A 26,469-nucleotide genomic window follows, 5' to 3' on the forward strand; every position below is an offset into this window, starting at 1 on the left:
CCGCGAGAAGCTCGCGATGGTTGCCGGTCAGTTCCGTCCGCCCCGAGGCGGGCCGCCCCTGACCTGGCCAGGGGCGGCCAGCGAGGGTCAGCGTCCTGGTCCAGGTCGTGCTCCGCGCGCAGCGCGGCGGCGTGGCCCCCCTTCAACCCGGCGGCTTGACCCTCGACCCGGTCGAACCGGCACGGTCGCCGGCATGACTTCCTCCGCTCTCGGCCGGGACTTCCGGCTCCTGTGGTCCGCGGCCGTCTCGTCCCGGTTCGGCGACGCGCTACGTACGCCGGCGCTGGCCCTGTTGGCCGCGACCGTGACCCGCGATCCTCGGGTCATCGCGGCGGTCACCGTGGCCGGTCAGTTGCCGCCGCTGCTCTTCGGCCTGCTCGGTGGCGTGTACGCGGACCGCTGGGACCGGCGGCGGACGATGGCAGTGGTCGACGGGGTACGCGCTGCGGTGGTGGCGGCGTTGGCCGTGGTGGTCGCGCTCAACCGGATCAGCGTCCTGGTGTTGCTGGTGGCGGCGTTTCTGCTCGCCACGTTGGGCACCCTCTTCGACTCCGCCTCGTTCGCGCTACTCCCCGCGCTGGTGCCGCCGGACGCGCTGCCCCGGGCGAACGGCCGGCTCCAGGCGGGGGCAGCGGTGGCCGGTGGTTTCCTCGGGGCGCCCGCCGCCGGTGTCCTGTTCGCCGTCGCCCCGGCCCTTCCGTTCGCCCTCGACGCCGTCACCTTCGCGGCGGCCGCCCTGCTGGTCCTGGCGCTCAGCCCGGTTCCCGCCGTCAGCGCCGGGGCGGCCCGGCGGCGCGGCTCGGTGTGGAGCGAGATCGTCGAGGGGCTGCGCTGGCTGCGCGCGCACCGGCCCCTGTGGCGGGTAACAGTGCTCGCCGCCGCGAGCAACCTGGCGATCAGCGGAATCATCGCGGTGCTGGTGCTCTACGCGCTGGACGTGCTGCGGGTGCCGCCGGCCGGGTACGGGCTGTTCGCCGCCGCCGCCATCGTCGGGGGTGTGGCCGGGGCACTCGGGGCGGGGCGGCTGGCCGCCTGGCTCGGCGAGGTGCCGGCGCTGCGGGTGGTGCTGGCCGTGGAGACCGTGGCGCTTGCCGGCTTCGCGCTGGCCCGGCATCCGCTACCGGGTGGGATCGCGCTGGCCGTCTTCGCCGCCGGCACTGTGGTGTGGAACAGCCTCTGCGCGTCGTACGGGCAACGGCACGTGCCGAGCGAGCTGCTCGGCCGGGTCGGCGCGGCCCAGCGGATGGTCGGTCTGCTCACCGCGCCGCTCGGGGCGGCACTTGCCGGGCTGGCCGCCGCGGCGTACGGCACGGTGCCGGTGGCGGGCGCGGCGGCGGGGACGTTCGCGCTGGTCACCGTCGTGGCATGGCGGGCCTTGAGGCCGGTCGCACCCGGTGTGCTGAGCCGCAGCGGCGCGGTCTAGCCGGGCGTTCGCTCCCGGTGGGAAAGCCCGGACAGGCGCAGCGCGATCCGCCGACGGGCCGGTGGGACGGCACCGAGCAGCCGGAGCAGCACGTCCCGGGCGGGCCGACCGGCCGGGGAGGTGCCGGCTAACCTGGTCAGCCCGGCGGCGAAGCCCATCACGTCCTCGGCCATCGGCCGTTGCCGGGTGTTGTAGTCGTCGAGCAGCGTCTCCGGGCCACCGTCGAGCACGTCCGCCACGGCGGTGCCGAGCGCGACGGCGTCGCAGATGCCGAGGTTCATGCCCTGCCCACCGGCCGGGCTGTGCACGTGCCCGGCGTCGCCGGCCAGCAGCACCGGCCCGGCTCGGAAGGTGTCGGCGATCCGGTGGTGCACCCGGAACCGGGAGCCCCAGAGCACGTCGGTCACCCGGTCGGGTCGTCGCGCTGGGCCGCGCTCGTCGAGCAGCGCTTGCAGGTAGGCCACGTCCGGTTCGGCCGGGGCCGTCTCCACGGCGGCTACCAACCGGACCACCCCGCCGGGGAGTGGCGCCCAGACCATCGGCCCGGGGCGGGCGAGGAAGAGCGCCGCCTCGTCGCGGGGCAGCACGCTGCGCACCCGCACGTCGGCGAGGACGAAGGACTCCTCGTCGCTGCTCCCGGTGAAGCCGATGCCGGCCAGCTGCCGGACGGTGCTGTGCAGGCCGTCCGCGCCGACCACGAACCGGGCGCGCAGCGTCTCCCCGTCGACCTGCGCGAGCAGGCCGCCTCCGGTGCGGCTCAGCCCGCTGAGCTGACGCGACCGTCGTATCTGGACACCGAGTTCGGCCAGCTTCTCGGTGAGCACGGCCTCGGTGACCGCCTGGGAGACCAGCAGCGCGTAGGGGAAGCGGGATGGCAACTCGTGGAACGGCACCGACAGCAGCACCCGGTCCCGGTCGCGCACTGTGAAGCGCGGCGCCCGCACCGCCTGGGCGATCAGCGGCGCCGCGGCGCCGATCCGGTCCAGCACCTCCAGGGTGTACGCGTGCACGACGGCGGCGCGGGAGGTCGTTGGCGGCGCGGCCAACCGGTCCAGCACTGTCACCTCGGCACCGCGCCGGGCCAGCGTCAACGCGGTGGCGAGACCGGTGGGGCCGGCGCCCACCACCAGGACGTCGGTGCTCGTGGGCAGCATGGCCACCTCCGGAAGACCGTTGCCAACACCTGTTGGCAAACGCGTGTTGGCAACGCTAGATCCCTGCTGATTGCGTGTCAACAGTTGTTGGCATACGGTCGTTGGCATGACCTCGTCCGCCCCGTCGACCCAACCTCGCCGCTCCGACGCCACCAGGGCGGCGATCTTGCGAGCGGCCCGGGAACGGTTCGCCGCGGACGGCTACGAGCGCGCCACGATCCGGGCCATCGCCGCCGACGCCCAGATCGACCCGTCGATGGTCATGCGCTACTACGGCAGCAAGGAAGGGCTCTTCGCGGCGGCGGCCGAGTTCGACCTGCGCCTGCCCGACCTGGCCTCGGTGTCGCCCGCCCACCTCGGCGAGGTGCTGGTCCGACACTTCCTCGCCCGCTGGGAGGGCGACGAGACCCTGGTGGCGCTGCTGCGGGCCGCCAGCACCAATCCCGGCGCGGCCGACCGCATGCGCGGCATCTTCGCCAACCAGCTCACCGCCGCCGTGGCCACGTTCGGCACCGATCCGGCGCTGACCGCGCGCCGGGCCGGCCTGGTGGCCAGTCAGGTCCTCGGCCTCGCGTTCACCCGATACATCGTCCGGCTGCCGCCCATGGTGGACACCACGCCGGAAGAGTTGGTCCGCTGGGTCGCGCCGACCCTCCAGCGCTATCTGACCGGAACGCCACCGAGCTGACCCAACCTTTTCCCACCTCCCGTGCGTCTGCCAGATGACGCGTACAGCGCGACGGCCGGGAGGAGGGCGGATGGCGCCGACGGGCGACGACGGACGCGACGGCTACCTCGCCTTCGTGGAGAACCACCAGCACCGACTGCTCCGCGCGGCCTACCTGATCTGCGGCAACCAGCATCAGGCCGAAGACCTCCTCCAGGACGCGCTGCTGAAGCTGGCGCTGCGCTGGTCCTCGGTCCGCAACGGCGACCCCTCCGCGTACGTGCGGGCCATCCTCTACCGGGACTCGGTGTCGTGGTGGCGTCGCCGGCGGCGGGAATGGCTGAGCGCCGCGCCGCCGGACCAGGTGGCCCACGACCGTGACGGCGCGTTACGGCTGACGATGCACGACGCGCTCGGCCTGCTGCCACCACGGCAGCGGGCCGTGCTGGTGTTGCGCTACTACGAGGACCTGACCGAGGTCGCCACCGCCGAGGCGCTGGGGGTGACCGTCGGCACCGTGAAGAGCCAGTGCCACGCGGCGCTGCGCCGACTCCGCGAGGTCGCCCCGGACCTCGCCCCCGATGCCCGACCGGGCCGAGGCTCGGCCGATCTGGCCAGCGGTCTGGAGGTGAACCCGTGAACGAGCAGGAGCTGCGCCGACTGCTGACCGTCAGCGTCGAGGACGTGCTGCCCAGCCAGCCGGCCGCCGCCGGGTGGGAGCGGGCTCGGCGGACCCGGCGTACCCGACGGGCCGTCGGAGTGGTCGCCCTGGCCGTGGCACTGGTCGGTGGTGGCACGGTGGCGGCGCTGCGACCGCCCACCGATCCGGCGCCGGTCCCTCCGGTGGGTCCGACGGTGACCCCGACCGTCGACCCCTCCCACGCGGGTCCGGTGCAGCGACCGCCCGCCGAGCTGACCTTCCCGCCCGATCCGTTGGCCCGGCTCGGCGACCCGGCGACCGTGCCACTCTCTGAGCGACCGGTCCAGCGGGCACTGGCGCTGTTCCAGCCGTTGGACGAGGAGAACCGCGCGAACGGCCCGGTCCGGGTGCTCGGCAACGACGGCGTGGTGCGCAGCCTCGACGTGGTGACGCTGGCACCGACCCGGGACGCGGGCGGCAACGAGGCGCCCGCCGTGAAGCCCGGGGTGCTGTCGCCGGACGGCCGGTCGGCCGCGTTCGCGCAGACCAAAGAGCTGGTCATGATCGACCTCACCACGGCGGCCGTCCGCCGGATACCGCTCGACGGCTACCTGGAGCAGGTGGTGTGGGCGCACGACCGGGTGCTGGTCGGCGGCGACGACCGGACGTACGCGGTGGACCGGGTCACCGGGGCGGCCAGCACGATCGACGTGTCGACCTGGGAGTTGATCGCACCCGACCCGGCCGCCGGCCGCGAGGCCCCGTTGATCGAGACGTACGGCGAGGGGACCAGCCTGATGCTCCGCAGCCGGACCGCCCGGGAGGGCGAGCTCCGCTCCGAACAGCCGATCAATGCCTCGGCGCTGCCGTCGCCCTACCAGGTCAACGAGTTCTACGGCCGGGGCTGGCTGCACGGCGAGCGGCTGGCCCGAGCAGCCTGGATCACCAGCAGCGAGATCAACGGCGCCGAGGCGGCGGCGGTGCTCGACGCGCGGACCGGTGCCGTGCTCCACCTGCTCGACCTGGGCCGGGATCGCGCCAAGGGCTGCTGTCCAGTGCTGGGCTGGGACAACAAGGGCGCGGTGCTGCTCCGACTCGAACCGGCCGCCCTGGCCCGCTGGCACCCGGAGACCGGCGAGATCACCGGCATCATCGGCGACCTGCGCGGCGTGATCGCGCTCGCTGGCTGACCAGATTCCCGGAGCGCGGTCCGCCCGGCCGGCGGTCTCACGGCCGGCACGTCTCGTCCCGCCCGGCCGGCGGTCTCACGGCCAGCGACGTCTCGTCTCGGCCGGCGTCGTTTCGGCATGATCGACTCGGGTTCATTGATTTCGCCGTGTCCGGGCGGATGGGATAGCCCGACATCGGTGAACCCGAGTCGATCAAGCGGGGAGCGGCCGGTGGTCAGGCGGCCAGGCCACCGGGCTGGTCGCCCTTGACGACGGGCGCCCGAACCAGGTTGCCCCACTCGGTCCACGAGCCGTCGTAGTTGCGCACCTGCGGGTAGCCCAGCAGGTGCCGCAGCACGAACCAGGTGTGGCTGGACCGCTCGCCGATCCGGCAGTACGCGATCACGTCGTCGTCGGGGCTCAGCCCGAGCTGGTCGGCGTAAATCGCCTTTAGCTCGTCGGCGGACTTGAACGTGCCGTCCTCGTTGGCGGCGGACTTCCACGGCTTGCTGACCGCGCCCGGGATGTGCCCGCCGCGCAGCGCGCCCTCCTGCGGGTAGTCCGGCATGTGCAGCATCTCGCCGGTGTACTCACCCGGCGAGCGGACGTCGACAAGTGGCCGGCCGGACGCGACGTGCGCCATGACCTGCTCACGGAACGCCCGCAGCGGGGCGTCGTCGCGTAGCGGCACCGGATAGTCGGCGCGCGGGCGAGCCAACTTGTCGCGGGTCACCTCGCGCCCCTCGGCGATCCACTTCTGCCGGCCGCCGTCGAGGAGGCGCACATCGGCGTGGCCGAAGAGCGAGAAGACCCAGAGGGCGTACGCGGCCCACCAGTTGAAGTTGTCGCCGTAGAAGACGACGGTGTCGCCCCGGCCGATGCCCTTCGCGGCACACATCTCGGCGAAGCTCTTGGCGTCCAGGTAGTCCCGGGTCACCTGATCGTTCAGCTCCAGGTGCCAGTCGACCTTGACGGCACCGGGAATGTGACCGGACTCGTAGAGCAGCACGTCCTCGTCGGACTCGACGACGACGAGACCCTCGTCGCCCAGATGCTCGGCCAACCACTCGGTGGTGACCAGCCGCTGCGGGTCCGCGTACGACTGGAGGCGGGGATCGGGATCGTTCGGCACAGACATGATCCCCAAGGTACGCCGGATCGCCGTTCACGACCGCTGTAACAGGACCGGCCCACCACCCCGCACGGGATGGTGGGCCGGTTGGCCGGTCGGTCGCTCACTGATCCCCGGCTGAGCCACCCGCCGGGTTGCTCGAGCCGGGGCAGCAGCCGCTAGCTGCTCGGCGGCAGGTTGCCGACGAAGAAGGTGAAGGACGCCGCGTCCGACTGGGTGCCGTTCCCGTCGATGCTCCAGACGGTGAGCGAGGTCAGACCCGCCTTCGTCGGCGTCCAGGTCACCGACGCGGTGCCGTCGGTCGCAGCGGCCACGGTGCTGGTCACCGTGCCGAAGCGATAGCGGTAGCTGACCACGTCGGGCTGGCGCGGGGTGAAGGTGAAGACTCCGGGCACGCCCGGCCCCCCACTGGTGCCGCCCTGCTGATAGACCGTCGCGGTTATCTTCGGGGCGGTGGTCAGCCGGAAGGTGCTCGCCGCGGTCGCGGTCACGCCGTCGGCGGTGACGCTGGTCACGGAGAGCGTCCGGTAGCCGCCCCGGGTCGCGGTGACGGTGAGCGTGGCGGTGCCGTCGGCCGCCGCGTCCACCGTCTGCTCCGGGTCGCCGTCCAACTGGAACCGGTAGCGGACCACTCCAGCCATCTGCGGCTGCACGGTGAACGTGGTCGGCACGCCGATCTCGGTGAGTCTGCCAGTGATGATCGGCGCGACGTCGCTGGCCCGGAACTCGTACCGCGCCTCGGGCGACCTGTTCCCGGCCGCGTCAAGGCTCGACACCACGAGGGTGCTGGGGCCCGCATCCGGGTGGAGCGTGACAGTGGCCGAGCCACCGGGCTGGTCCGCCGACACCGTGTGGACGCCGTCGCCGCCGAGCAGCTCGTACCGGAAGCCGACCGCGTCCGGTGTCGCCGCCGCGTCGAAGGTGAACTGACCCGGCAGCGCCGGGTGCCAGCCCTCGGTGGGGAAGTCGGTGGAGGTGACGACCGGCAGGACGGCCGGGCCCTGGAAGTCGGTCCGGAGATAGCAGAGGCCGCTCCACTCGCCGGTTGCCCAACTGTCCGCCGCCTGGACCTGCCACGCGTACACCCGGTCGTGGGTCAGCGTCTCCCGTTCGAAGAGGCCGCTCTCCCGATCGCCTGCCCGCCCGTTGGCCCCGAACCGCTCGATCCGAGCCGTCGGCTCGTCGACCGGCCAGAGCGCGAAGGTCGCGGTCAGCCGGTCGGTGCCACCGTTCACGTCGATGTCCGGGTCGTGCAGGATGGCGGAGAGCGTCAGGTCGTCGTTCTGCCACAACTGGTACGGCTCGTCCGCCGTGCACGGCTGACCGGAGGTTTGCAGCTCGGTCGGCACACCCGGTGGGTGGTTGTCGCCGAGCGACAGCGCGTACGTCACATCGTTCGCCGCGGCCGGCGCAGCCGTGAGCGTGAGCGTCCCGGCGGCGACCGCCACGGAAAGCCCCACGGCCAGCAGGGCCCGGAGCGGTCTTGCGGGTGTCGTCGTGCCAGGTATGAGGGTCATCCCTCAGCCACCTTTCCCCGATGTCCCCGCCTTCCGATCAGCGGGGGCAGCGGATGCTATCGGGGAGGGCAGACATCGGGCGACCCCGATTCGACATGGCGCTCCACAGTGGAATGGCTGCCCTGGTCAGGCGCGCCGGTGGACGATCCGACCGGCGACCACTGTCACCAGACAGGTGCCGTCGACGCCGTGCACCGTGAGGTCGGCCCGCCCATCCGGACGCAGCGTCGGGGCCACGGCGGTGGGCAGCACCAACAGGTCGCTGCGCCCGGCGGCGGCCCGCAGCGCCGGGTCGGCCAGGTATTCCGCCAGCACCGCAGTCACCCCGACACGCAGCAGCGCGTGCACCCGCTCGCGCGGGGTTGGCGCGGCCGGCAGCGGACCGTCGTGCAGCAGACCCGGCCCCAGCGTTCCAGGCCAGCGGCGAACCCGGGCACCGGCGTACGCCGAACTCAGCTCGGCCAGCGGGCCGACGGCCTCGACCCGGTCGCCGCTGACCAGCACGGCGTGCTCCGGCACCGGCTCGCCGTCCCGGTCCCGGCGCAGCAGTGCCGCGGTGTGCAGAGTGAGCACGCTCAGTCGACGAGCGGCCCGAGTTGCGGGCGCTTCGCCGTCACCGTGTCGCCGGACGACCGACCGGTCAACCGCCGCTTCACCCAGGGGGCGAGGTACTGACCGGCCCAACGCAGGTCGGCGGCTCGGGCGGCCAGCCACGGCGACGGCGCCGGGTGCGGCGGGACCATCAGCCACTCCTCGTCGCAACCAACCCCGAGGGCGTTCAACACCTGCCCGGCGACCCGCCGGTGGCCAGCCGGGGAGAGGTGCAACCGGTCGGTGCTCCAGAGCATCGGGTTGAGGAACGTGTCGTCGGCGTACAGGTCGACCATGATGGCGCCGTGCCGCTCGGCGGTCTCACCGACCGCCTGGTTGAGCAGCTGCACCCGGGGGGCGACGAGGCGTTGACCGGGCAGTCGGGCCATCACGTCCGCGAACCGGAAGAGGAGCACGTCCGCGCCGCCCGAGCGGAGTTGCCGGACCACCTCGTCGAAGCGGGCGACCAGCGTGTCCGGGTCGAAGGTGCGCCGCAGCACGTCGTTGCCACCGGCCGCGAAGCTGATCAGATCCGGCTTCATCGCCACCGCGGAGGGCACCTGCTCGGCGACCACGCTGGGGAAGAGCCGGCCCCGGATGGCCAGGTTGGCGTACCGGAAGTCGGGCCCCGCATCGGCCGCGAGCCGGGTCGCCACCAGGTCCGCCCAACCTCGGAAGGTGCCGTCGGGGTACGCGTCGTCCATACCCTCGGTGAAGCTGTCCCCGACCGCGACAAAACTGCGCCAGCGCACCCGCGCCTCCCTCACGCCACTCGTTGCCTGCGGCGACCAGTCTGTCACCGCAGGAACGCCCGGCACCGCCCCGATTCCACTACGTGTCGGAGGTCATTGCGCATCCGACGGGCGGGACCGACCACCCCGTGGGCGGCCGGTCCCTCGTACCCGGTGGCGGTGCGCCGGTCGCTCAGCCCAGCAGAGCGCCCCACGGCTGGCCGGCGGGCACCGACGCGGTGGCCAGCACCCGACCGCTGGCGGCGTACCGGACCAGCCGGTACGCCGGCGCGTCGTCGGCCGGTGTCGCCGCGTTGACCTGCACCACCAGGCCGCCGTCGGCCAGGACGACCCCGTCGGTGGCTTCGCCGTGCCCGGTCGGCTGCTTCCACGCCGGGTCCACCGGCGCCAGCTCGGTGACGGCCCCGCTGGAGGCGTCGAGCCGGTAGTTGCGGAACCGCCAGCCGCAGCCACATCCCCCGGGGCTGGTCGTGTGGGCGCTGATCACCAACGTCCGGCCGTTGCCGGATATCGCAGCCACCCCACCGATGACGAGGCCGGCGGGGATGCGCGGGCTGATCGAGCGCGTGCTGCCACGCTCGTTGCGGACGCGCACCGCCCGACCGGTGAACTGGGCGATCCAGGCCTCGGACACCGTCGGGCAACTCTGCTGGTGGGTGGCCAGCACCTTCCGCCCCGTCCCATCGGCGTCGATCGCGATGATCGTCCAGTCCTTCTCCCGGCCCAGGCCGTACAGCACCCGCCCGGAGTCGAGCCAGCTCGGCGCGCAGGTCTGCTGGCCCTGGGTCGGGACGGCGTGTCGGTTCGCGCCGTCGAACCCGCTGATCACCAGCCGACGGGCGGACGCTTCCACCCAGGCCGCCCGCCGACCGTCCGGCGAGACGGCGAGCGGGCCGCTGGCGGTGCCGTTCTGGAGACGACCCGAACGCACCAGCTGCCACTTCCCACTGGGGGTACGTCGCCAGATCCGGGCCGGGTCGTTCTGCTTCTGGCCGTACTCCTCGGCCGTGTACCAGGTCAGCGGCGGCCACTGCGTCGAACCGGCGGCCGGGCGGTCCGGCGCGCCGGCCGGGGCCGCCGGAGCCGCATCCGGCACGGAGCCGCCCGTGCCGGCGGCCGAGGCGTCGCCGGTTGCGGGTACGGGGGTGGCGGTGGCCGGCGCCGTGATCGGGTCGGCGGTGCCGCAGGCCGTGGCACCGATGGCCAGGAGCAGCAGAGCCGCCGTACCGGTGAGCGTGCCGAAACGGCGGGCCGAGGCGGAACGGGTGGTGGGGGTGAACGGGCCGAGGTTCATCGCTTTAATCCTTCGTGGAGGGAGGGCTACTGAGCTTGACACCCCCCAAGACGAGCCCCTGGCTGTGGCGAGTTGCCGCCGCAGCGCGCCACTACCGGACAGTCGGATCCGCTCGCACCGGCAACCTTTTCGCAGTTCACCGACCGTGGTCAACGACGGCCAGACGGCGGTGCGCAGACGCAGAAGGGGCGGGCCACCCGAGGGTGACCCGCCCAGTTCGCGCTGATCGTCAGTCGGCGACGGCCAGGATCTGCAGGTCCTCCAGACTCGCCGGCTCGGCGGTCTCGGAGACCTTCTTGCCGTCCTCGTCCAGCAGAAGCACTGCGTACCCGCTGCCGGCCTGAACCCGCACGACCATCGAACCGTCCGACTGGAAGTAGACCTGGCGCAGGTTGCGCCCACCCAACGGCAACGAGATCTCCTTGCCCGAACGCGTGTCCAGCACCACGTTGACTCGCAGGTCACGAGCGGCCTCGCCGGAGTCCCCGGCCGTCTTGTGCCGCAGCAGGGCGACCCGGGAGCCGTTCGGGGCGAGACTGACGATGTCGTCGGTGCGCCATCCGCCCTGGGAGAAGCCGGGGACGACTCGCTTCTTCGTACCGTCCGCGCCGTAGAGCGTGACGCCGTCGTCGGTGGTCATGGCGATGGTCTGACCGTCCGCCGACCAGAAGGCGTTGCAGGCCTCGGGTGCGGTGGTCCACCAGCGCACTGTCTTTCCCGCCGAGCGCGTGTCCAGGACGCCGTACCGGCCGGGGCCACCCGCCGCCTTCAACTCGCGGAACAGCAACTGCCGCCCGTCCGGCGACCAGGCCGCGCCGACGCAGTACGGATCGACCCCCGAGCGCACCTTTCGCTTGTCGGAGCCGTCAGCGTCGGAGACGAAAAGGTCGTTGTTGGGGTCCACCCAGGCCACCCGGTGACCGCCCGACGAGACGCCCATGTTGCCCCTCAACGCGACTTCGGGCAGCGCCAACAGCTTCACCGGGCTCCCGCCGGGGTGCCAGGACCGCAGGTTCCACGTCTGCACGCGGATCACGCCGGTGAGGCCGTAATAGAGCTTCCCGAACTGCGCGGTCTGGGTGTTCGTGCCGGACCCGCCGCTGGGCGGGGCGACGGGCGTGTCGTCGACGCTGGTGGACGGCGTCGGGGTGGGCGACTGCGTCGGCGTCGGGGTCGGGGTGATTGACGGGGTGTCCGCGGGCAGCGGGTTCGGGGACTGGTCCGGTCGGATGGCGAAGGCAGTGCCGGCCGCCGCCGCGACCAGCACCAGCGCTGCGGCCGACGTGACCACCGCCCGCCGGATACCGAGCCGACGGGACGTGCGCAGCGTACGGTCCCGCAGGTCGACCGAGGTGACCTCGTCGGCCAGGGCGGTCAGGTCGAGCCGGAGGCGCTGGTCGTTCATCGGGTGCTCCCTTCCAGGACGTACAGCTCAGCGAGTTCGGGCGCGACGACGCGCAGCCTGGCCAGTGACTTGGCCGTCTGGCTCTTCACGGTGCCGACCGTGACGCCGAGCAGGTCCGCCGCCTCCGCCTCGGTGCGGTCCTCGAAGAACCGCAGCACCAGCACGGCACGTTGCTTCGGAGAGAGCTTCGCCAGCGCCGCCCGCAGGGTGAGCCGCAGACTGGTCTGGTGGGCGTGGTCGGGGGCCGAGTCGCCTCCGCGTGGCTCGGGCAGGTCGCCCGGCATCGACTCGGGTACCCGGCGCCGTCGCCACCAGGAAACCTGTAGGTGATACATGGTCTTGCGGGTGTACGCCTCGGCGTTGCCGCTGTGGTGCAGGCGGTTCCAGGAGCGGTGGGTCCGGGCCAGGGCCGACTGGACGAGGTCCTCGGCCAGGTGCTGGTCGCCGGTGAGCAGGTAGGCCGAGCGCAGCAACGCCGGCGTGCGGGTACGGACGAACGAGTCGAACTCACTCAGCAGAGGGTCCACACGGGCCGATCCTTCGGATAAGGGTGCGAGGGCTTGATGTCATTGCAGACGTCGGCGATGGCGCCGATGGTTGTCGGCGGCGGGTGCGGCTCGGATCGAAATGGATCGCTCATCCTGCCGCACCAGCCGTAGGCTGCGCGGATGCAGCTACGCATGTCGACCCTGTTGCTGCGGACCCTGCGCGAGGATCCGGCCGACGCGGAGGTGCCGAGCCACCGGCTGCTGCTGCGCGCCGGCTACATCCGTCGTGCCGCGCCGGGCGGCTACACCTGGCTGCCGCTGGGCAAGCTGGTGCTGGATCGGATCACCGAGGTGGTGCGGGGCGAGCTGATCGCGATCGGCGACCAGGAGGTGCACTTCCCGGCGCTGCTGCCCGCCGAGCCGTACCGGACCAGCGGCCGGTGGGCGGAGTACGGCGACGACATCTTCACCCTCGCCGACCGGCGCGGCGCCGAGCACCTGTTGGCGCCCACCCACGAGGAGATGGCGGCGCTGCTGGTCAAGGATCTGTTCACCTCGTACCGGGACTTCCCGGTGACGCTGTTCCAGGTGCAGACGAAGTTCCGCGACGAGGCGCGGCCACGGGCCGGGCTGCTGCGCGGCCGGGAGTTCCTGATGAAGGACGCGTACTCCTTCGACCTGGACGAGGCGGGGCTGCGGGACGCGTACGGGCGCCATCGCGCCGCGTACCAGCGGATCTTCGACCGGTTGGGGTTGGACTACACGGTGGTGCGGGCGATGTCCGGCGCGATGGGCGGTTCCGCCTCGGAGGAGTTCCTGGCGGCGACGCCGGTCGGCGAGGACACCTTCGTCGGCTGCACCTCCTGCGCCTACGCGGCCAACACCGAGGCGGTGGCCACCCGGGCTCCGAGCGCCGGTGACCCGAGCAGCCAGCCGACCGTCGAGGTGCACGACACTCCGGAGACCCCGACGATCGCGAGCCTGGTGGAGTTGGCCAACGCGCGCCGGTTGGGCGGTCGGGACGGCTGGACCGCCGCCGACACCCTGAAGAACGTCGTGCTGTCCGTCCGGCAGCCTGGTGCCGCCCGGGCCGAGCCCCTGGTCGTCGGGCTGCCCGGTGACCGGGAGGTCGACCTGAAGCGGGTCGGTGCCGCACTGCACCCGGCCCAGGTGACCGTCTTCGAGGAGTGGGCCGACCATCCGGAGCTGGTTCGCGGCTACATCGGCCCGCAACTGCTCGACAAGCTGGGCATCCGCTACCTGGTCGATCCTCGGGTGGTGACCGGGTCAGCCTGGCTGACCGGGGCGAACGAGCCGGGCCGACACGCGACCGACGTGGTGTGCGGACGGGACTTCACCCCCGACGGCACCATCGAGGCGGCCGACGTACGAGCCGGCGACCCCTGCCCCGACTGCGCGGCGGGCGAGCTGACCATCCGGCGGGGCATCGAGATCGGGCACATCTTCCAGCTCGGCCGCCGCTTCACCGACGCGTTCGCGGTCGACGTGCTCGGGCCGGCCGGCAAGCCGGTCCGGCCGACCATGGGCTGCTACGGCATCGGGGTTTCCCGAGCGGTGGCGGCCATCGCCGAGCAGCACCACGACGACCGGGGGTTGGTGTGGCCGGCGGCGATCGCGCCGTGTGACGTACACCTGGTGGTTGCGGGCAAGGGCCCGCAGCTCGACGCGGCGCTGGAGCTCGGCGGGAGCCTCGCCGCCGCCGGCCTGCGGGTGCTGGTCGACGACCGCACGCACGTCTCGGCCGGGGTCAAGTTCACCGACGCCGAGCTGATCGGCATCCCCCGGGCCGTCGTGGTCGGCCGCCGACTCACCGAGGGGTACGTCGAGCTGCGCGAGCGGGCCGGCAACGGGCGCACCGAGCTGCCGTTGGACGGCCTGGTGGATCGACTCGTCCACGAGGTGCGCCAGGAACGTGCGAGCCTGGTGTAGCCGCAGCGTCACGGGGTAGTGCAGTTGGATCGGGTGGAAACGTCTTCGGAGGCTCTCATGACCGGTTACCGGGTCAGTGATGTGATGACCAAGCAGGTTGTGTACCTGCCGGCCGAGACCACCCTGGACGAGGCGGCCAGGGTGATGAAGGAGGCCGACATCGGTGATGTGGTGGTCACCGACGGCGCCAGCCTCGCCGGCATGCTCACCGATCGGGACATCGTGGTGCGGGCCGTGGCGGAGAACAGCTCCCCGGCGGCCACCACCATCGGATCGATCGTCACCCGCGAGGTCGTCATGATCGAACAGCACTGCACGGCGGGTGAGGCGGCGGCGCTCATGCGGGAGCGGGGCATCCGACGGGTGCTGGTCTGTGACAGTGACCGCAAGCTGGTGGGGATCGTCTCGCTCGGTGACCTGGCCATGCAGCTCGACCCGACCAGCGCGCTCGGTGAGATCAGCGAGCAGTCGCCCACTGTGTGACGGGGGCCCCCGCGCGACGGCGGTAGCCTCGACGCATGGCTGACATGCCGGCCCGACTGGCCGAGATCGTCGACGAGTTCGCCGCCGCGCCCCGCGACCTGGTGTTGGAGATGCTCCTGGAGTACGCGGACGTCATCCCGGCGCTGCCGGAGGGCGCTGCGGAGCGCGAGGGCATGGAGCAGGTGCCCGAGTGTCAGACGGCGTTCTTCCTGCGCGCCCGGGTGACCCCGGAAGGCACCGTGGAGACGCTCTTCGACTGCCCGCCGGAGGCGCCCACCACCCGGGCGTTCGCCGGGATCCTCGCCGAGGGGCTGGCGGGGGCGAGCGCCGAGCAGGTGCTGGCCGTGCCGGACGACCTCTACCAGCGGATGGGGCTGGCGCAGGCGATCAGCCCACTGCGGGTGCGCGGGGGTACGGCGATCCTGGGCCGTCTCAAGCGGCAGATCCGGGAACAACTCGCCTGACCGTGAGGTTGCCACCGATCATGGAGATCGAGATCTACGCGGACGTCATCTGCCCGTGGTGCTACATCGGCAAGCGCCGCCTGGATGAGGCCCTCGCCAGTTACGAGGGCGAGGTGACGGTCCGCTACCGACCGTTCCAGCTCGACCCGTCGCCGGTGCCGCAACCACTTCCGCTGGTGGAGGCCCTGGCCGGCAAGTTCGGCGGCCCGGAGCGCGCCCGGCAGATGGTCGATCACGTGACCCAGGTCGCGGCGGCCGACGGGCTGCGGCTCGACTACGACCGCGCGGTGATCGCCAACACGTTCGAGGCGCACCGGCTGGTGTCCTGGGCGGCCGAGCAGGGCAGGGCGGCCGAGATGGTGGAGGCGCTCTACCAGGCGCACTTCAACCACGGGGTCGACGTCGGGTCGCGGGTGGCGCTGGCCGCCCTGGCCGGTGAGATCGGCCTGGACGCGGCCGACGCGCGCCGGTTCCTCGACTCGGACGAGCGCGTCGCCGACGTCGCCGCCGACCTCGCCGCCGCCCGGGACCTGGGCATCACCAGCGTGCCGACCTTCGTGCTGGCCGGGAAGTACGCGGTCTCCGGCGCGCAGGAGGTGCAGACGTTGCTCGCCGCGCTCGCCGAGGTCGAGCAGCGCGAATCCGCAGCCCACTCACACTGAGTCACCGTCGGCCGGACGTCCGGCATCGATGATCACGATGTTTCACGTGCAACAACATTGATGTCGATGCCTGGTCAGGCCGGCCTGGCCAGGCCTTCCACCACCTGCGCTCCCGGCAGCGCGCCCAACGCCGGCCCCGGCAGCGCGATCTTGCTGTGTCGTACGCCGGAACCGACGATCACGTGCGGTGTGGCGATGACCCGCGCGTCCACCAGGATCGGCCACTGCGCCGGCAGCCCGATCGGGGTGATGCCGCCGTACTCCATGCCGGTCAACTCGACAGCGTCGGCCATCGAGGCGAAGCTCGCCTTGCGGACGTCCAACGCCCGGCGGGCCACGCCGTTCACGTCGGCCCGGGTGGTGGCCAGGACGATGCAGGCCGCGTAGCGGACCACGCCCTCGCGCTTGCCCGCCACCACGACGCAGTTGGCCGACACGTCCAGCCCCACCTCGTAGGCCGCGCAGAACGCCGCCGTGTCGGCGAGGTCGGCGTCGATCGGCGCGACCAGCACGTCGTTGACGTCCACCAGCGCTTCCGCGGGCCACTGCGCGATGGCCTCTGCAACCGGCGGAGCGAGCAGATCCAGGCGGGCGCGGGCCGGTTCGGTCTTCAGCGTTCCCATCACGGGTGCGATCCTCGCATCCGCCACGCTGAGCCGCCCGACGGCTCCCCGGCCCCCCGGCGACGCCACCGGCCCGGGCCGGATCGATCCGGCGCTCAACTGCCGGCGAGGAAAGCGTTGTCGCGCATGAAGGAGCGGTCGCGGGCAGCCGCCAACTCCTCTTCGCGTTGGGCCTTGGCCCGTTGCAACTCCAGATCCTCGAAGGCGTGCCGGACACCCAGCCGGATCACGCCGTAGAGGAAGACGAAGCCGAAGACGTAGAGGATCACCGTGGTGACGACAGCGAACATGGCGTCACAGTAAGACGAACGTGAACCGTTGTTGCTCTCATTTCCGGCCGGTTCCCCCATACGTGTCGGCCAGGTGGTCGGCCCAGGCGCGGCACCTCGTGACAGGGTGCGGTCGCTCAACCCGACCGGATCAGGTCCAGCACGGTCAGCAGCGCGAAGAACGCGATCACGATCTCGTTGACGATCCAGGCGTGCCCCTCGGCCCACTCCCGCATCCGGGTCAGCACCTGGGCCGCCCTGTTCCCGAGCAGCAGCAACGCCAGCAGGGGCAGCGCGAGCAGGAGCACGGTGACCAACACGAACGGCAGCAGGTGCCACCACGGCAGATCGTGTCGGGCCACACTCGCCCCGACGGTGGCCATGGTGAGGTCGTCGGTGGGCGTCGCCACGAAGAGCAGCGCACCCAGCCGCAGCGCCTGCGGCGGACCGGCGTGCTCGATGCTCCCCAGCCAGCGCGGCGGTCCGGAGCGGTAGCGGCGTACCCAGATCAGCACGGCCAGGCACACCAGCAGGGCCAGGACCACCAGGTCGATGGCGGGGCCACGATCGACCTTCCCGGCGACGGCGCTGGCGTCGGCGGCCACTCCGCCGACCAGCCGGGTCAACAACCAGGCCACCGTCACCCCGGCGGCGACCACCAGCCCCGCGCCGGCGAGGAAGCCCAGCGACGCCGCCCGGGGCCGATCCGACGAGGCCAGGAAGACCGCCACCACCAACTGCGTCCCGGCGACCATGACCACGGCGAGCGGCAGCACGCTCAGGAGGTTCATCGCCCGCCATCCTCCCGGCACGAGCAGGTGGGACGCTGTCGAATCCCCGGATCACCCGGCCGGCCGCGCACCCCCGCCCACCACGACCCGGCCGGCCAGCAGGGCCCCGAGCAGCGCCAGTCCCGCTGTCACCACGAGCGTCGTCGTGTAGCTGGCCGGGCCTGGCGCACTTCCCGCCGCCAACACGGCCCCGGTCAGCGCGAGCACCGTCGCCGCGAAGAGGCTGTCGCTCAGTTGCAGTGACGAGCTGTTGCGGCCCTGCTCACCCGGCGCGGACAACTCCAGGGTGAGCACCGACAACGACGGATAGAGCAGACCCATGCCCAGACCGGCGAGGGCCCAACCGACCACGGCGACCGCCACCGGCAGCTCGGGCCGGACGGCCAGCGCCACCGTGGCGGTGCCGACCGTGATGCAGCTCAGCCCGGCACGCGGCAGGCTGGCCCGCGACGCCGGCAACGGCATCCGGCCCTGCAACCAGGAGCCCGCCGACCAGGCCAGCGCGCCGACAGTGAGGACCAGCCCGGCCGCGGTCGGCGAGAGGCCCCGTTCCCGGGAGAGCATCAGCGGAATGACCACCTCGGCGCCGACGAACGCCGCCGACGCCAGGCCACGCAGCCCCACCACGGTGGGCAACCCTCGCGCGGCCCGGAGGAACCCGGCCGGCAGCAGGCGCGGGGCACAGACCAGCAGACCGACCACGGCGAACGCGACAAGCACCAGGGCCGTGGCGCCGCGCTGCTGTCCCCCGATGTGCAGCAGTGCGGCACTCACCGCGGCCCCACACGCCCAACCGATCCGCGCGGCCGCACCCGCCGGCGGGCTCGTTGCCGCGCTCCTGGCCAACGACCGCAGGCCGGGATGGATCAGCAGCACCGCCGGCACCGCCACCGCCGGCACCGCCAGGAAGACCCACCGCCAGCCCAGGTACTGCACGATAAGGCCGGCAACCGCCGGGCCGACCAGCGACGGCACCACCCACGCCGCCGCGAACGCCGCGAAGATCCGCCGGTGCAGTTCCTGCGGGTACGCCTGCGCGACGATCACGTAGAGCGCCACCGTGAGCAGCCCGGAGCCGAAACCCTGCACGACCCGCCCCACGACAAGTGCGCTCATCGCGGGGGCGGTCCCGGCGATCAGCAACCCGACCACGAACCAGGCGACGCCGTGCCACATCGGCCCCCGGGGACCCCGCGCGTCGCACCAGATGCCGGAGACCACCATGGCCAGCACACCGGTGGCGAACGGGCCACCGAACGCGATCCCGTAGAGCGCCAACCCGTCCAGGCTGCGGGCGACGGTCGGCATCGCCGTACCGACCGCCAACGCCTCGAACGCGAGGAGTGAGATCAACGCGACGCTGCCCACCGTCATCGCGCGCAGCCGCGGTGCGAAGAGTCCGGGTGCGGCGGGTGCGGCGGTGACGACTGTGCTCGGCATCGACCGAGCATGCGACTTCAACCCTGATTCATGTCAACCGTCCGGTGACCCGGCTCTCGTCAGGCGTCCTGCAGCGCCCTCCCCACCCCGCGTGCCAGTCCGGAAAAATGCTGGTCTGCCAGCAGGTGACCGGCGGTGATCACCACGGCGATCGGCCACTCGATGACCTGTAGCGCGGCGAGCACGCCGAGCCCGGCGTAGTAGACGACCTTGTCCGGTGGCGGCACCGCCACCTCGCCCAGCATCGGCAGTTGCACCCGCCGGTTGTACATCCGGACGTTCTCCCGTGCACCGTTGAGATGTCGCGTCAGCGTGCTCATGCCGGCCTCCCCATGTCCGGTGATGGTCGTCGGATTCCACGCCCCACCCCGTCCATGCGGCAGCGACGGCGGAAAATTCCGCCGCTCAGGGGGCATAACGGATGGCAGGTCGGGAAGCCAGGCCGCCGGACATGAGCGCGGTGGGAGGACGACATGGCCAAGGTCAGGACAGGCGGCAACGGGGAGCCGGGCCGGCGCCCGTCCAGCCGTACGCCTCGATGACTGCGGCGGGTCGCGCTGTCGGCCGCATCCTGCCGTCCTTCGGCGTACCGCACCTGGTAGGTGAGGCGTCCCGGACCGTCGGGTCGGCCGCGACCCGGCTGGCCCGGTCGGTCGGGCTCGCTCGGCGGCGGGTCTGGTCACGGCCCGGTCGGCACCACATCGAGGTGCACGGTGTCTGCCAGGAGGGCGGTGACCAGCTCGCCCGGCAGGTGGAGGGCGCGCTGGAGCGGATGCCCGGGGTGGCCTGGGCCAGGGTGAACGCTTCATCCGGGCGGGTGGTGGTGGCCGTGCAGGCCCCCGAACCGGATCTCGGTGACCTCATCGCCACGATCAGCCGGGTCGAGCGGACCTGCGATCACGAGCCCGACCCGGAGATCCCACCTCCGCATCCGCCCGAGGAGGGCCCACACAACCCGCGCACCCTCGGCGCGCTCGCCTCGGACGCGCTGGGTCTGACCCTGTGGGCGGCCACCCGGATCCTGCCGTTCGCGCCGTTGCCGGGTGAGGTGGCCGGCGCGCTGGCGGCGGTCGACCTGCAGCCGAAGCTGCACGCGTTCCTTGGCAAGGCGTTGCGCTCCGACCCGCGAGCGGAGGTTCTCTTTCCGCTGGCCGAGGCCGTGGTGCAGGGCCTGACCGGCCGCTGGACCGGCATCGTCCTCGACGGCGCCCAACGGCTCGTGCAGTGGGGCGAGGACCGGGCCCAGTTCTCCGCCTGGGCGAGCGCCGAACCGCGGTTGACCGGCGACCCCGAGCGTGCCGTCGCCCGGTGGCCGATCGCCGACCGTCCCCGCCCCAAGCCGCACGGCCCGGTCGAGCGGTACGTCAACCGGGCGCTCGCCGCCGGTACGGCGGCCGGCGCTGCGGCGGCGCCCTTCGCCGGGCGCAAGCGGGCCGCCGCGCTGGGCCTGTCCGCGCTGCCAAAGGCACCCGGCAGCGGACGCGAAGGGTTCGGCGCCCAGTTCGGCCGAATGCTGGCGCGGCGCGGGGTGATCGCGATGGACCGAAGTGTGCTGCGGGAGTTGGACCGGGTCGACACGCTCGTGCTGGACGCTGCGGTGCTCGGCTCGGACCGGGGCGTACTTGCCGATCTGGCGCCGGCGCCGGGCGCGGACGTCGACCAGGTGGCCGAGCGGGCCTTCGCGTTGTTCGACCCGGACGACCCGGCCGCTTCCCGTGCGTCGGACGGCTGGCGGCTCGGACCGTTGGACCAGATGCCCTCACACGACCCGGACGCCATTCCGGACGCGGCCCGGCTGCGCTCGGCCGGCGGCCAACTGCTCGGCCTCGCCCACGGTGACCGACTTGCCGCCCTGTTGCGGGTCGAGCCGGAACCCGCACCCGGCGTCGACGGGCTGCCGGCCGCCGCGCGGCGGGCCGGCCTGCGGCTGGTCGTTGCCGGCGGCGACGAGCAGCGGTACGGCTTCGCCGATGCGATGCTGCCCGGTGGGGACCGGCTGGCCGAGTCGGTACGCGCGTTACAGCGCGACGGCGCGGTGGTCATGCTGGTTTCCGCGGACCGGAAGGCGCTCGGCGCGTCCGACTGCGGTCTCGGGTTCGCCGCGCCGGAGGACCTGCCGCCGTGGGGTGCGCACCTGCTGGTCGGTGCCGACCTGCGGGTGGTGGCCCTGGTGATCGAGGCGACCGGGGTGGCTCGGCGTACGGCACAGCAGAACATCCGGCTGGCCATGGCCGGCACCGGTCTCGGGGCGCTGGGCGCGTTCACGGCCCCGCCGACCGAACTGCCCGGCCGGGCGCTCGTCGCGGTGAACAGCGCGGCCGGGTTGGCCTTCGCGAACGGGGTCTGGCAGGCCCACCGGTTGCACGACCAGTCGGACACCCCGGCGCCGGTCACGACCCCCTGGCACCTGATGCCCGTCGGCACGGTGCTCGACCACCTGCGCTCCACACCGGACGGCCTGACCAGCGCGGAAGCGCAGCGCCGGCACCAGGGCATTGGCGGAAACGGCAATGCCGGCACGGGGAGCGGAGGGTTGCTGCGTGCCTTCGTGGACGAGTTGTCCAACCCGCTCACCCCGGTGCTGGTCGCCGGTGCGGTGCTCTCCGCGTCGTTCGGATCACTTGTCGACGCCGCGCTGGTGGGCAGCGTCGTCGGTGGGTCCGCCCTGATCGGCGCGGTGCACGAACGCAACACCGAACGGTCACTTGCCGAACTCCTGTCCCGTTCGGCGGTGACCGCACGGGTCCGCCGCGACGCCGCCGAGCAGGTCCTCGCCGCCGAAGACCTGGTCCTCGGAGACGTCATCACACTTGAGTCAGGTGACTCGGTGCCCGCCGACTGTCGCGTCCTCGAGTCGGTGGGTCTGGAGGCGGACGAATCGTCGCTGACCGGCGAGTCGTTGCCGGTCGCCAAGTCCAACCGACCCGTGGTCGCCGCCGCGATCGCCGACCGGCACTCCATGGTGTACGAGGGCACCACCGTGGCCGCCGGGCATGGCACTGCCGTGGTGGTGGCGACCGGGTCGGACACCGAATCCGGCCGCAGCCTCGCCCTGGTCAAGCAGGACCCACCGGCCAGTGGAGTGGAAGCCCGGCTCGGCTCGTTGACCAGCGCCGCCATCCCGTTGGCGGCCGGTTCCGCGGTGGCGGTGGCCGGGGCGGGCCTGCTTCGAGGCGTACCCCTGGCCGAGACGGCGGCGACCGCCGCGAACCTCGCCGTGGCGTCGGTGCCGGAGGGGCTGCCGTTCCTGGTCAGCGCCGCGCAGCTGGCGGCGGCCCGGCGGCTGGCCGAACACGGCGCGTTGGTCCGCAACCCGCGCACCATCGAGGCGCTGGGCCGGGTGGACGTGCTCTGCTTCGACAAGACCGGCACCCTTACCGAAGGCCAGTTGCTGCTCGCCGGGGTCGGCGACAGCGTCGGCGAGAGGTACGCGCCGCTGGACCGGTTGGACGACCGGCTCCGGATGACGCTGGCCGCGGCGCTGCGGGCCACCCCCGCCGCGAAGAATCCCGAGGAGTTGGCGTTGCAGACCGACCGGGCGGTCCGGCGGGGTGCCGGGGAGGCCGGTGTGGTGGAGCAGACCGGCGCCGCCGGCTGGCGGGCCGCCGGAGGGTTGCCCTTCGAGCCGTCCCGCGGCTACCACGCGAGCATCGGACAGACCGACGGTCACCTGTTGTTGAGCGTGAAGGGTGCTCCGGAGACGGTGCTGCCGCGCTGCTCATCCCGACGCACCGACGGTCGTCAGGAGCCACTGGACGACGCCGGCCGTGCGGAGCTGGAGCGGATGCTCGCCGACCGGGCCGGGGCGGGAAACCGGATCCTGGCCGTCGCGGAGTGCCCGGTGAACGACTCGAAGGTGACCGACGGGGACGTTCGAGGGCTGACCTTCGTGGGTTTCCTGGCCCTCGCGGACGGTGTCCGGGAGAGCGCCGCCCCGGCGGTACGTCGGATCCGGCAGGCCGGCGTGCACACCATCATGATCACCGGTGATCATCCGGCCACTGCCGAGGCGATCGCGTCCACCATCAGCGAGCACGACGAACAGCGGGTGGTCACCGCCGCCGAACTCGACCAGCTGGACGACGACGCGCTCGCCGAGCGGTTGGCCAACACCGACGTGGTGGCCCGCTGCACCCCGGCCCACAAGGTGCGGATCATCCAGGCGTTGCAGAAGTGCGGGCGGACCGTGGCGATGACCGGCGACGGCGCCAACGACGCCCCGGCGATTCGGCTGGCCGACGTCGGCATCGCCCTCGGCCAACGGGGCACCCCGGCCGCCCGGGCCGCAGCCGACCTGGTGGTCACCGACGACCGGCTGGAAACCATCATCGCCACCCTGATCGAAGGGCGGGCGATGTGGTCGTCGGTGCGACACGCGCTCAGCATCCTGGTCGGCGGCAACCTCGGCGAGATCGCGTTCAGTGTGCTCACCGCAGCGGCTACCGGCCGTTCCGCGCTCACCGGACGCCAACTGCTGCTGGTCAACCTGCTCACCGACCTGGCACCGGCGCTGGCCATCGCGGTCCGGCCACCCGCGTCGGACCGCACCGACGCGCTGCTGCGGGAGGGCCCGGACACAGCGCTCGGCGAGAGCCTCACCAGGGAGATCGGGCTGCGGGCGGCCGCCACCACGCTGGGCGCGACCGCGGGCTGGACGTTGGCCCGCTACACCGGACGCCGGCAGCGGGCCGGCACGATCGCCTTGGTCTCCCTGGTCGGCACCCAACTCGGGCAGACCATCCTGGCCGGCGGCACCAGCCCGGCCGTGCTGGCCTCCACGGCGGCGTCACTGGGTGTGCTGGTCGTGGTGGTGCAGACGCCGGGGGTGAGCCAGTTCTTCGGCTGCACCCCGCTCGGGCCGGTCGGCTGGACCATCGGGGCCGGCACCGCGCTCGGCGCGACCTTCGCCAACGGCGCGCTCACCAAGCTGATGGAGCACGTGCCGCCGGCCCGACCCCACACCACCACTGCGGACAGCGACGGCGCGACCGGCTCCAAGGGCTGAGCACCGGGCGTTGCGCTCGGTGCGCGCGGAGAAGACCCGCCGCCCCGGTCATCAGGCGAAGGGCCTGGGAGCGGAACCTCCCCCCTCATCGCCTTCTCCGCCAGTTCCGTTCGCTCCGGGTGCAGCTTGCTCTCGTTCAATGGGTGGCGAGGCGTGTTGATGCATTGTTGGCCGCTCTGGCACTACAAACCGGACACCAGAGGAAGAGGCCGCCAGATGGCACCAGCTCGACGCCCTGAGCCAGAGCCGACTTGCCGATCTTGATGATCGCCTCGTACAGGCTGTCGTCCCGGTGCCGTGCCGCAGCGGCGACCGCCTCCCGCATCCGGCCCAGAACTGTTCAGTTATATCCGGCTCGTCGATATTGATCTGCACATTCGAGGTCCCCGTGATCGAATGGCCCAAACCCTCATCAAACCGTCACTGCGATCCCGTTCGTGGTCCGTAGGTCAGCCGACGCAGGACGACCTCGGCCGGGCCGGGCTGCTTGCGCTTGTCGAGCTGACGGGCGACCAGGACGGTGGCGAGCCAGACGGCCACCGCGATGATGAGTCCGGTCACCGTCGGGCTGCCGAACTGGTGGCCGAGGGCGAGCGTGAAGGGTGCCAGGAGGACGAGCCAGGCCACGGACTGGAACAGGTATCCCGACAGGGAACGCTGGCCCAGGGCGGAGAGAGCGCCGACGACGGGGCCGGACCGGTTGGCTCGCATGGCGATCAGGCCGAAGACGGCCACGTAGCCCGGTCCGGCGAACATGCCGCTGACCCCGTGCAGCACCATCATCAGACTGGCGGTTGACTCGTCGACGTGCAGCCATCCGGCACTGACCAGGGCGGCCGGGAGGCCTCCGGCGACTGCGCCGCCGAGGCCGAGGACGGCGGTCCAGGTGAGCAGGGTCCGGTGCCGGGCCAACTCTTCGAGGACGCGGCGGCGAGCGGCCCACATGCCCAGCCAGGCGATCATGATGAAGGGCAGGACGGTGAGCGTGTGCACCGGCCATTCGCCGAGGCGATCCAGCATGGACGCGACGTAACCGGGGGCGGCGAGAGAGTCGACGTGGCCCGACGGCAGGGGTGTCGACCCGCCCGACCCGCCGAGGACGCCGTTCACCACCATGGCACCGATGACCAGCATCTCGACGGCTGACAGGGCCCAGAGCACCAGCACGATGCGGTGGAACCTGTCGCCGCGGCGCAGCAGCAACAGGGTCATCGCGATCCCGACGATCCCGTACGCGCCGAGGAAGTCGCCGTAGTAGAGCAACGCGGCGTGCGCGAACCCGAACGCGACCAGCCAGAGATTACGACGTACCAGCACCGAGCGGACCTGCTTCGGCGTGGCACCGGAGGCGTCCTGACGGCGGGCGAGCTGGACGAGGCCGTAGCCGAACATCACGGCGAAGACCGGATAGCCGCGCGCATGGACGAGTTCGAAGAGCAGGAAGTTGAGGCCCCGGTCGACGCCTTCCGGGGCGGCGTCGAGGCCGGGCTCGCCAGCGAAGACCACTCCGGCGACGTTGGCCAAAGCGATGATCAGCAGCATCGCTCCCCGGGCAAGGTCCGGTGCGAGGGCACGCTCGGCGCGCAGCACCGGCCCTCTCGAAGTCCGCGGTGCGGTGTCGATGGTCATGAGCGACTCCCCGTGACTCGGCTTTAGTTTCATGCATAAAGTATCAGACATAAACTAATGCTGTCTGTCATGATGTGGACGTAACCTTTCGGGCGAACGTGGGAGCCCATGACCAGCGACGATTTCGTTCCGGCGCCGCTGCGCCGCCTATGGGGGATGTCAGAGTCGTCGCGTCTCGGACGGCCCGCGTCCCTCGACGTCAACGTGGTAGTCGCCGCGGCGGTGGAGATCGCCGACCGGGACGGGCTCGACGGCGTGACGCTTCCCAAGGTCGCCAAGAGCCTCGGCTTCACGAGCATGTCCCTCTACCGGCACGTCGGCTCCAAGGACGAACTGCTCACCCTCATGGCCGACGCCGCACTGGGCCCACCGCCGGACATTGCCGCCCCCGACTGGCGGGAAGGGCTGCGCCGCTGGGCCTTCGCGCACCGCGCGGTGCTTCAGCGTCGGCCGTGGCTGACCCGCGTGCCCGCCGCCGGACCGCCCTCCGGCCCGCACCAGATCGCCTGGATGGAGGCCGCGCTGGCGATCATGTCCGGCACCCACCTGGACTGGGCGCACAAGATCGGTGCGATGTCACTGATCAGCGGCTACGTGGTCCAGTCGGTACGGCAGTACGGCGAGCTCGCCGAGGGCAGGGCCGAAGGCCAGGGCCAGGCCGACGCCGAACGCGACTACGGCCGGGCGCTGGCGCGACTCGTCAACCCCGACCGCTTCCCCGAGACAGCCCGGCTGTTCTCCTCGACGCTGTTCGAGGCGCCACCGTCCGACACCCCCGACGAGGCGATCGCCGACGCGGACTTCTCACTCGGGCTGGAGTTGATCCTCGACGGCGTCGCCGTCCGGATCGCGCGCTCCGACCCCTGACCCGCCCGCGTGCTCTGGTCGACCCGTCAGCGCGCCGGGGCTGAGCCGCATGCC

General features: G+C 72.3%; 25 protein-coding genes. 10 read left to right on the forward strand and 15 right to left on the reverse strand.

Going from position 1 to position 26,469, the window contains the following annotated elements; genetic code table 11:
- The first annotated feature begins 193 nt into the window (after nt 1-193).
- Nucleotides 194-1,423, forward strand: a complete 1,230-nt coding sequence (locus ABZU74_RS02700) for an MFS transporter (protein ID WP_355417593.1) — start codon at nt 194-196, stop codon at nt 1,421-1,423.
- Here the strand turns inward: ABZU74_RS02700 and ABZU74_RS02705 are convergent.
- Nucleotides 1,420-2,577 carry an FAD-dependent oxidoreductase gene (locus ABZU74_RS02705; RefSeq protein WP_355417596.1) on the reverse strand — a complete coding sequence of 386 codons (1,158 nt, stop codon included), beginning with the start codon at nt 2,575-2,577 and terminating at the stop codon, nt 1,420-1,422. The two genes, ABZU74_RS02700 and ABZU74_RS02705, sit on opposite strands and share 4 nt — an antisense overlap.
- 106 nt (nt 2,578-2,683) lie before the next feature.
- On the opposite strand from ABZU74_RS02705, the gene ABZU74_RS02710 reads away from it, so the two are divergent.
- The 3 genes from ABZU74_RS02710 to ABZU74_RS02720 all read left to right on the forward strand — a co-directional run bounded on the left by ABZU74_RS02710 (nt 2,684) and on the right by ABZU74_RS02720 (nt 5,074).
- Nucleotides 2,684-3,265, forward strand: coding sequence for a TetR family transcriptional regulator (locus ABZU74_RS02710; protein WP_355417599.1), 582 nt, complete (start codon nt 2,684-2,686; stop codon nt 3,263-3,265).
- 70 nt (nt 3,266-3,335) lie between these two features.
- Complete coding sequence (locus ABZU74_RS02715; RefSeq protein ID WP_355417602.1) at nt 3,336-3,884, forward strand: SigE family RNA polymerase sigma factor; 549 nt, start codon at nt 3,336-3,338, stop codon at nt 3,882-3,884.
- Nucleotides 3,881-5,074, forward strand: coding sequence for a hypothetical protein (locus ABZU74_RS02720; RefSeq protein ID WP_355417605.1), 1,194 nt, complete (start codon nt 3,881-3,883; stop codon nt 5,072-5,074). The genes ABZU74_RS02715 and ABZU74_RS02720 overlap by 4 nt, the downstream gene beginning before the upstream one ends.
- A gap of 214 nt (nt 5,075-5,288) precedes the next feature.
- On the opposite strand, the gene ABZU74_RS02725 is transcribed toward ABZU74_RS02720, so the two are convergent.
- From ABZU74_RS02725 to ABZU74_RS02755, 7 genes are all read right to left on the reverse strand, one after another.
- Nucleotides 5,289-6,191, reverse strand: coding sequence for a sulfurtransferase (locus tag ABZU74_RS02725; protein ID WP_355417608.1), 903 nt, complete (start codon nt 6,189-6,191; stop codon nt 5,289-5,291).
- A 152-nt stretch (nt 6,192-6,343) separates the two neighbouring features.
- A complete protein-coding gene (locus ABZU74_RS02730; RefSeq protein WP_355417611.1) occupies nt 6,344-7,702 on the reverse strand; it encodes a hypothetical protein in 1,359 nt (452 codons plus the stop codon).
- A 126-nt stretch (nt 7,703-7,828) separates the two neighbouring features.
- Nucleotides 7,829-8,275 carry a hypothetical protein gene (locus ABZU74_RS02735; RefSeq protein ID WP_355417614.1) on the reverse strand — a complete coding sequence of 149 codons (447 nt, stop codon included), beginning with the start codon at nt 8,273-8,275 and terminating at the stop codon, nt 7,829-7,831.
- 2 nt (nt 8,276-8,277) lie between these two features.
- Nucleotides 8,278-9,045 carry an SGNH/GDSL hydrolase family protein gene (locus tag ABZU74_RS02740; protein WP_355418237.1) on the reverse strand — a complete coding sequence of 256 codons (768 nt, stop codon included), beginning with the start codon at nt 9,043-9,045 and terminating at the stop codon, nt 8,278-8,280.
- A 172-nt stretch (nt 9,046-9,217) separates the two neighbouring features.
- Entirely contained in the window at nt 9,218-10,339 is a 1,122-nt protein-coding gene (locus tag ABZU74_RS02745; RefSeq protein ID WP_355417617.1) for a hypothetical protein, read from the reverse strand.
- A gap of 229 nt (nt 10,340-10,568) precedes the next feature.
- Nucleotides 10,569-11,744 carry a hypothetical protein gene (locus ABZU74_RS02750; protein ID WP_355417620.1) on the reverse strand — a complete coding sequence of 392 codons (1,176 nt, stop codon included), beginning with the start codon at nt 11,742-11,744 and terminating at the stop codon, nt 10,569-10,571.
- Nucleotides 11,741-12,271: a SigE family RNA polymerase sigma factor gene (locus tag ABZU74_RS02755; RefSeq protein WP_355417623.1), complete on the reverse strand. Its 531-nt coding sequence runs from the start codon at nt 12,269-12,271 to the stop codon at nt 11,741-11,743. The genes ABZU74_RS02750 and ABZU74_RS02755 overlap by 4 nt, the downstream gene beginning before the upstream one ends.
- Before the next feature lie 141 nt (nt 12,272-12,412).
- Here ABZU74_RS02755 and ABZU74_RS02760 point away from each other — a divergent pair, with 141 nt between their 5' ends.
- Genes ABZU74_RS02760 through ABZU74_RS02775 form a run of 4 tightly spaced genes read left to right on the forward strand, consistent with a single transcriptional unit; the run spans nt 12,413 to nt 15,791 of the window.
- Nucleotides 12,413-14,182, forward strand: coding sequence for a proline--tRNA ligase (locus tag ABZU74_RS02760; protein ID WP_355417626.1), 1,770 nt, complete (start codon nt 12,413-12,415; stop codon nt 14,180-14,182).
- 57 nt (nt 14,183-14,239) lie between these two features.
- On the forward strand, nt 14,240-14,665 hold the full coding sequence (locus ABZU74_RS02765; RefSeq protein WP_355417629.1) for a CBS domain-containing protein: 426 nt from the start codon (nt 14,240-14,242) through the stop codon (nt 14,663-14,665).
- A gap of 35 nt (nt 14,666-14,700) precedes the next feature.
- On the forward strand, nt 14,701-15,129 hold the full coding sequence (locus tag ABZU74_RS02770) for a SufE family protein (RefSeq protein ID WP_355417632.1): 429 nt from the start codon (nt 14,701-14,703) through the stop codon (nt 15,127-15,129).
- Nucleotides 15,130-15,149: 20 nt separating this feature from the next.
- Nucleotides 15,150-15,791 carry a DsbA family oxidoreductase gene (locus ABZU74_RS02775; protein ID WP_355417635.1) on the forward strand — a complete coding sequence of 214 codons (642 nt, stop codon included), beginning with the start codon at nt 15,150-15,152 and terminating at the stop codon, nt 15,789-15,791.
- 74 nt (nt 15,792-15,865) lie between these two features.
- Here ABZU74_RS02775 and ABZU74_RS02780 read toward each other — a convergent pair whose 3' ends face one another.
- The 5 genes from ABZU74_RS02780 to ABZU74_RS02800 all read right to left on the reverse strand — a co-directional run bounded on the left by ABZU74_RS02780 (nt 15,866) and on the right by ABZU74_RS02800 (nt 19,234).
- Entirely contained in the window at nt 15,866-16,414 is a 549-nt protein-coding gene (locus ABZU74_RS02780; protein WP_355417638.1) for a YbaK/EbsC family protein, read from the reverse strand.
- Between the two features lie 95 nt (nt 16,415-16,509).
- Nucleotides 16,510-16,704: a hypothetical protein gene (locus tag ABZU74_RS02785; protein ID WP_030331904.1), complete on the reverse strand. Its 195-nt coding sequence runs from the start codon at nt 16,702-16,704 to the stop codon at nt 16,510-16,512.
- A 116-nt stretch (nt 16,705-16,820) separates the two neighbouring features.
- Nucleotides 16,821-17,474: a GAP family protein gene (locus ABZU74_RS02790; protein ID WP_355417641.1), complete on the reverse strand. Its 654-nt coding sequence runs from the start codon at nt 17,472-17,474 to the stop codon at nt 16,821-16,823.
- A 51-nt stretch (nt 17,475-17,525) separates the two neighbouring features.
- A complete protein-coding gene (locus ABZU74_RS02795) occupies nt 17,526-18,914 on the reverse strand; it encodes an MFS transporter (protein WP_355417644.1) in 1,389 nt (462 codons plus the stop codon).
- Nucleotides 18,915-18,973: 59 nt separating this feature from the next.
- Nucleotides 18,974-19,234 carry a hypothetical protein gene (locus ABZU74_RS02800; RefSeq protein ID WP_355417647.1) on the reverse strand — a complete coding sequence of 87 codons (261 nt, stop codon included), beginning with the start codon at nt 19,232-19,234 and terminating at the stop codon, nt 18,974-18,976.
- Nucleotides 19,235-19,452: 218 nt separating this feature from the next.
- On the opposite strand from ABZU74_RS02800, the gene ABZU74_RS02805 reads away from it, so the two are divergent.
- Nucleotides 19,453-23,919, forward strand: coding sequence for an HAD-IC family P-type ATPase (locus ABZU74_RS02805; protein WP_355417649.1), 4,467 nt, complete (start codon nt 19,453-19,455; stop codon nt 23,917-23,919).
- Nucleotides 23,920-24,055: 136 nt separating this feature from the next.
- Here the strand turns inward: ABZU74_RS02805 and ABZU74_RS02810 are convergent, their stop codons facing one another.
- The gene (locus tag ABZU74_RS02810) at nt 24,056-24,244 is read right to left on the reverse strand and encodes a hypothetical protein (RefSeq protein WP_355417652.1); all 189 of its coding nucleotides are present in this window, start codon (nt 24,242-24,244) and stop codon (nt 24,056-24,058) included.
- 95 nt (nt 24,245-24,339) lie between these two features.
- Nucleotides 24,340-25,548 carry a DUF418 domain-containing protein gene (locus ABZU74_RS02815; protein WP_355417655.1) on the reverse strand — a complete coding sequence of 403 codons (1,209 nt, stop codon included), beginning with the start codon at nt 25,546-25,548 and terminating at the stop codon, nt 24,340-24,342.
- Between the two features lie 108 nt (nt 25,549-25,656).
- On the opposite strand from ABZU74_RS02815, the gene ABZU74_RS02820 reads away from it, so the two are divergent.
- Nucleotides 25,657-26,415: a TetR/AcrR family transcriptional regulator gene (locus ABZU74_RS02820; RefSeq protein ID WP_355417658.1), complete on the forward strand. Its 759-nt coding sequence runs from the start codon at nt 25,657-25,659 to the stop codon at nt 26,413-26,415.
- The last annotated feature ends 54 nt before the right edge of the window (nt 26,416-26,469 follow it).

Source organism: Micromonospora sp. NPDC005171, assembly GCF_040608575.1.
Classification (GTDB): domain Bacteria; phylum Actinomycetota; class Actinomycetes; order Mycobacteriales; family Micromonosporaceae; genus Micromonospora.

Coding starts and splice junctions, on each gene's coding strand:
- ABZU74_RS02710 (WP_355417599.1), top strand. CDS start 2,684: ATGACCTCGTCCGCCCCGTCGACCCAACCTCGCCGCTCCGACGCCACC.
- ABZU74_RS02750 (WP_355417620.1), bottom strand. CDS start 11,744: ATGAACGACCAGCGCCTCCGGCTCGACCTGACCGCCCTGGCCGACGAG.
- ABZU74_RS02775 (WP_355417635.1), top strand. CDS start 15,150: ATGGAGATCGAGATCTACGCGGACGTCATCTGCCCGTGGTGCTACATC.
- ABZU74_RS02765 (WP_355417629.1), top strand. CDS start 14,240: ATGACCGGTTACCGGGTCAGTGATGTGATGACCAAGCAGGTTGTGTAC.
- ABZU74_RS02730 (WP_355417611.1), bottom strand. CDS start 7,702: ATGACCCTCATACCTGGCACGACGACACCCGCAAGACCGCTCCGGGCC.
- ABZU74_RS02800 (WP_355417647.1), bottom strand. CDS start 19,234: ATGAGCACGCTGACGCGACATCTCAACGGTGCACGGGAGAACGTCCGG.
- ABZU74_RS02810 (WP_355417652.1), bottom strand. CDS start 24,244: ATGCGGGAGGCGGTCGCCGCTGCGGCACGGCACCGGGACGACAGCCTG.
- ABZU74_RS02820 (WP_355417658.1), top strand. CDS start 25,657: ATGACCAGCGACGATTTCGTTCCGGCGCCGCTGCGCCGCCTATGGGGG.
- ABZU74_RS02715 (WP_355417602.1), top strand. CDS start 3,336: ATGGCGCCGACGGGCGACGACGGACGCGACGGCTACCTCGCCTTCGTG.
- ABZU74_RS02815 (WP_355417655.1), bottom strand. CDS start 25,548: ATGACCATCGACACCGCACCGCGGACTTCGAGAGGGCCGGTGCTGCGC.
- ABZU74_RS02785 (WP_030331904.1), bottom strand. CDS start 16,704: ATGTTCGCTGTCGTCACCACGGTGATCCTCTACGTCTTCGGCTTCGTC.
- ABZU74_RS02705 (WP_355417596.1), bottom strand. CDS start 2,577: ATGCTGCCCACGAGCACCGACGTCCTGGTGGTGGGCGCCGGCCCCACC.
- ABZU74_RS02725 (WP_355417608.1), bottom strand. CDS start 6,191: ATGTCTGTGCCGAACGATCCCGATCCCCGCCTCCAGTCGTACGCGGAC.
- ABZU74_RS02770 (WP_355417632.1), top strand. CDS start 14,701: ATGGCTGACATGCCGGCCCGACTGGCCGAGATCGTCGACGAGTTCGCC.
- ABZU74_RS02790 (WP_355417641.1), bottom strand. CDS start 17,474: ATGAACCTCCTGAGCGTGCTGCCGCTCGCCGTGGTCATGGTCGCCGGG.
- ABZU74_RS02805 (WP_355417649.1), top strand. CDS start 19,453: ATGACTGCGGCGGGTCGCGCTGTCGGCCGCATCCTGCCGTCCTTCGGC.
- ABZU74_RS02700 (WP_355417593.1), top strand. CDS start 194: ATGACTTCCTCCGCTCTCGGCCGGGACTTCCGGCTCCTGTGGTCCGCG.
- ABZU74_RS02760 (WP_355417626.1), top strand. CDS start 12,413: ATGCAGCTACGCATGTCGACCCTGTTGCTGCGGACCCTGCGCGAGGAT.
- ABZU74_RS02745 (WP_355417617.1), bottom strand. CDS start 10,339: ATGAACCTCGGCCCGTTCACCCCCACCACCCGTTCCGCCTCGGCCCGC.
- ABZU74_RS02780 (WP_355417638.1), bottom strand. CDS start 16,414: ATGGGAACGCTGAAGACCGAACCGGCCCGCGCCCGCCTGGATCTGCTC.
- ABZU74_RS02795 (WP_355417644.1), bottom strand. CDS start 18,914: ATGCCGAGCACAGTCGTCACCGCCGCACCCGCCGCACCCGGACTCTTC.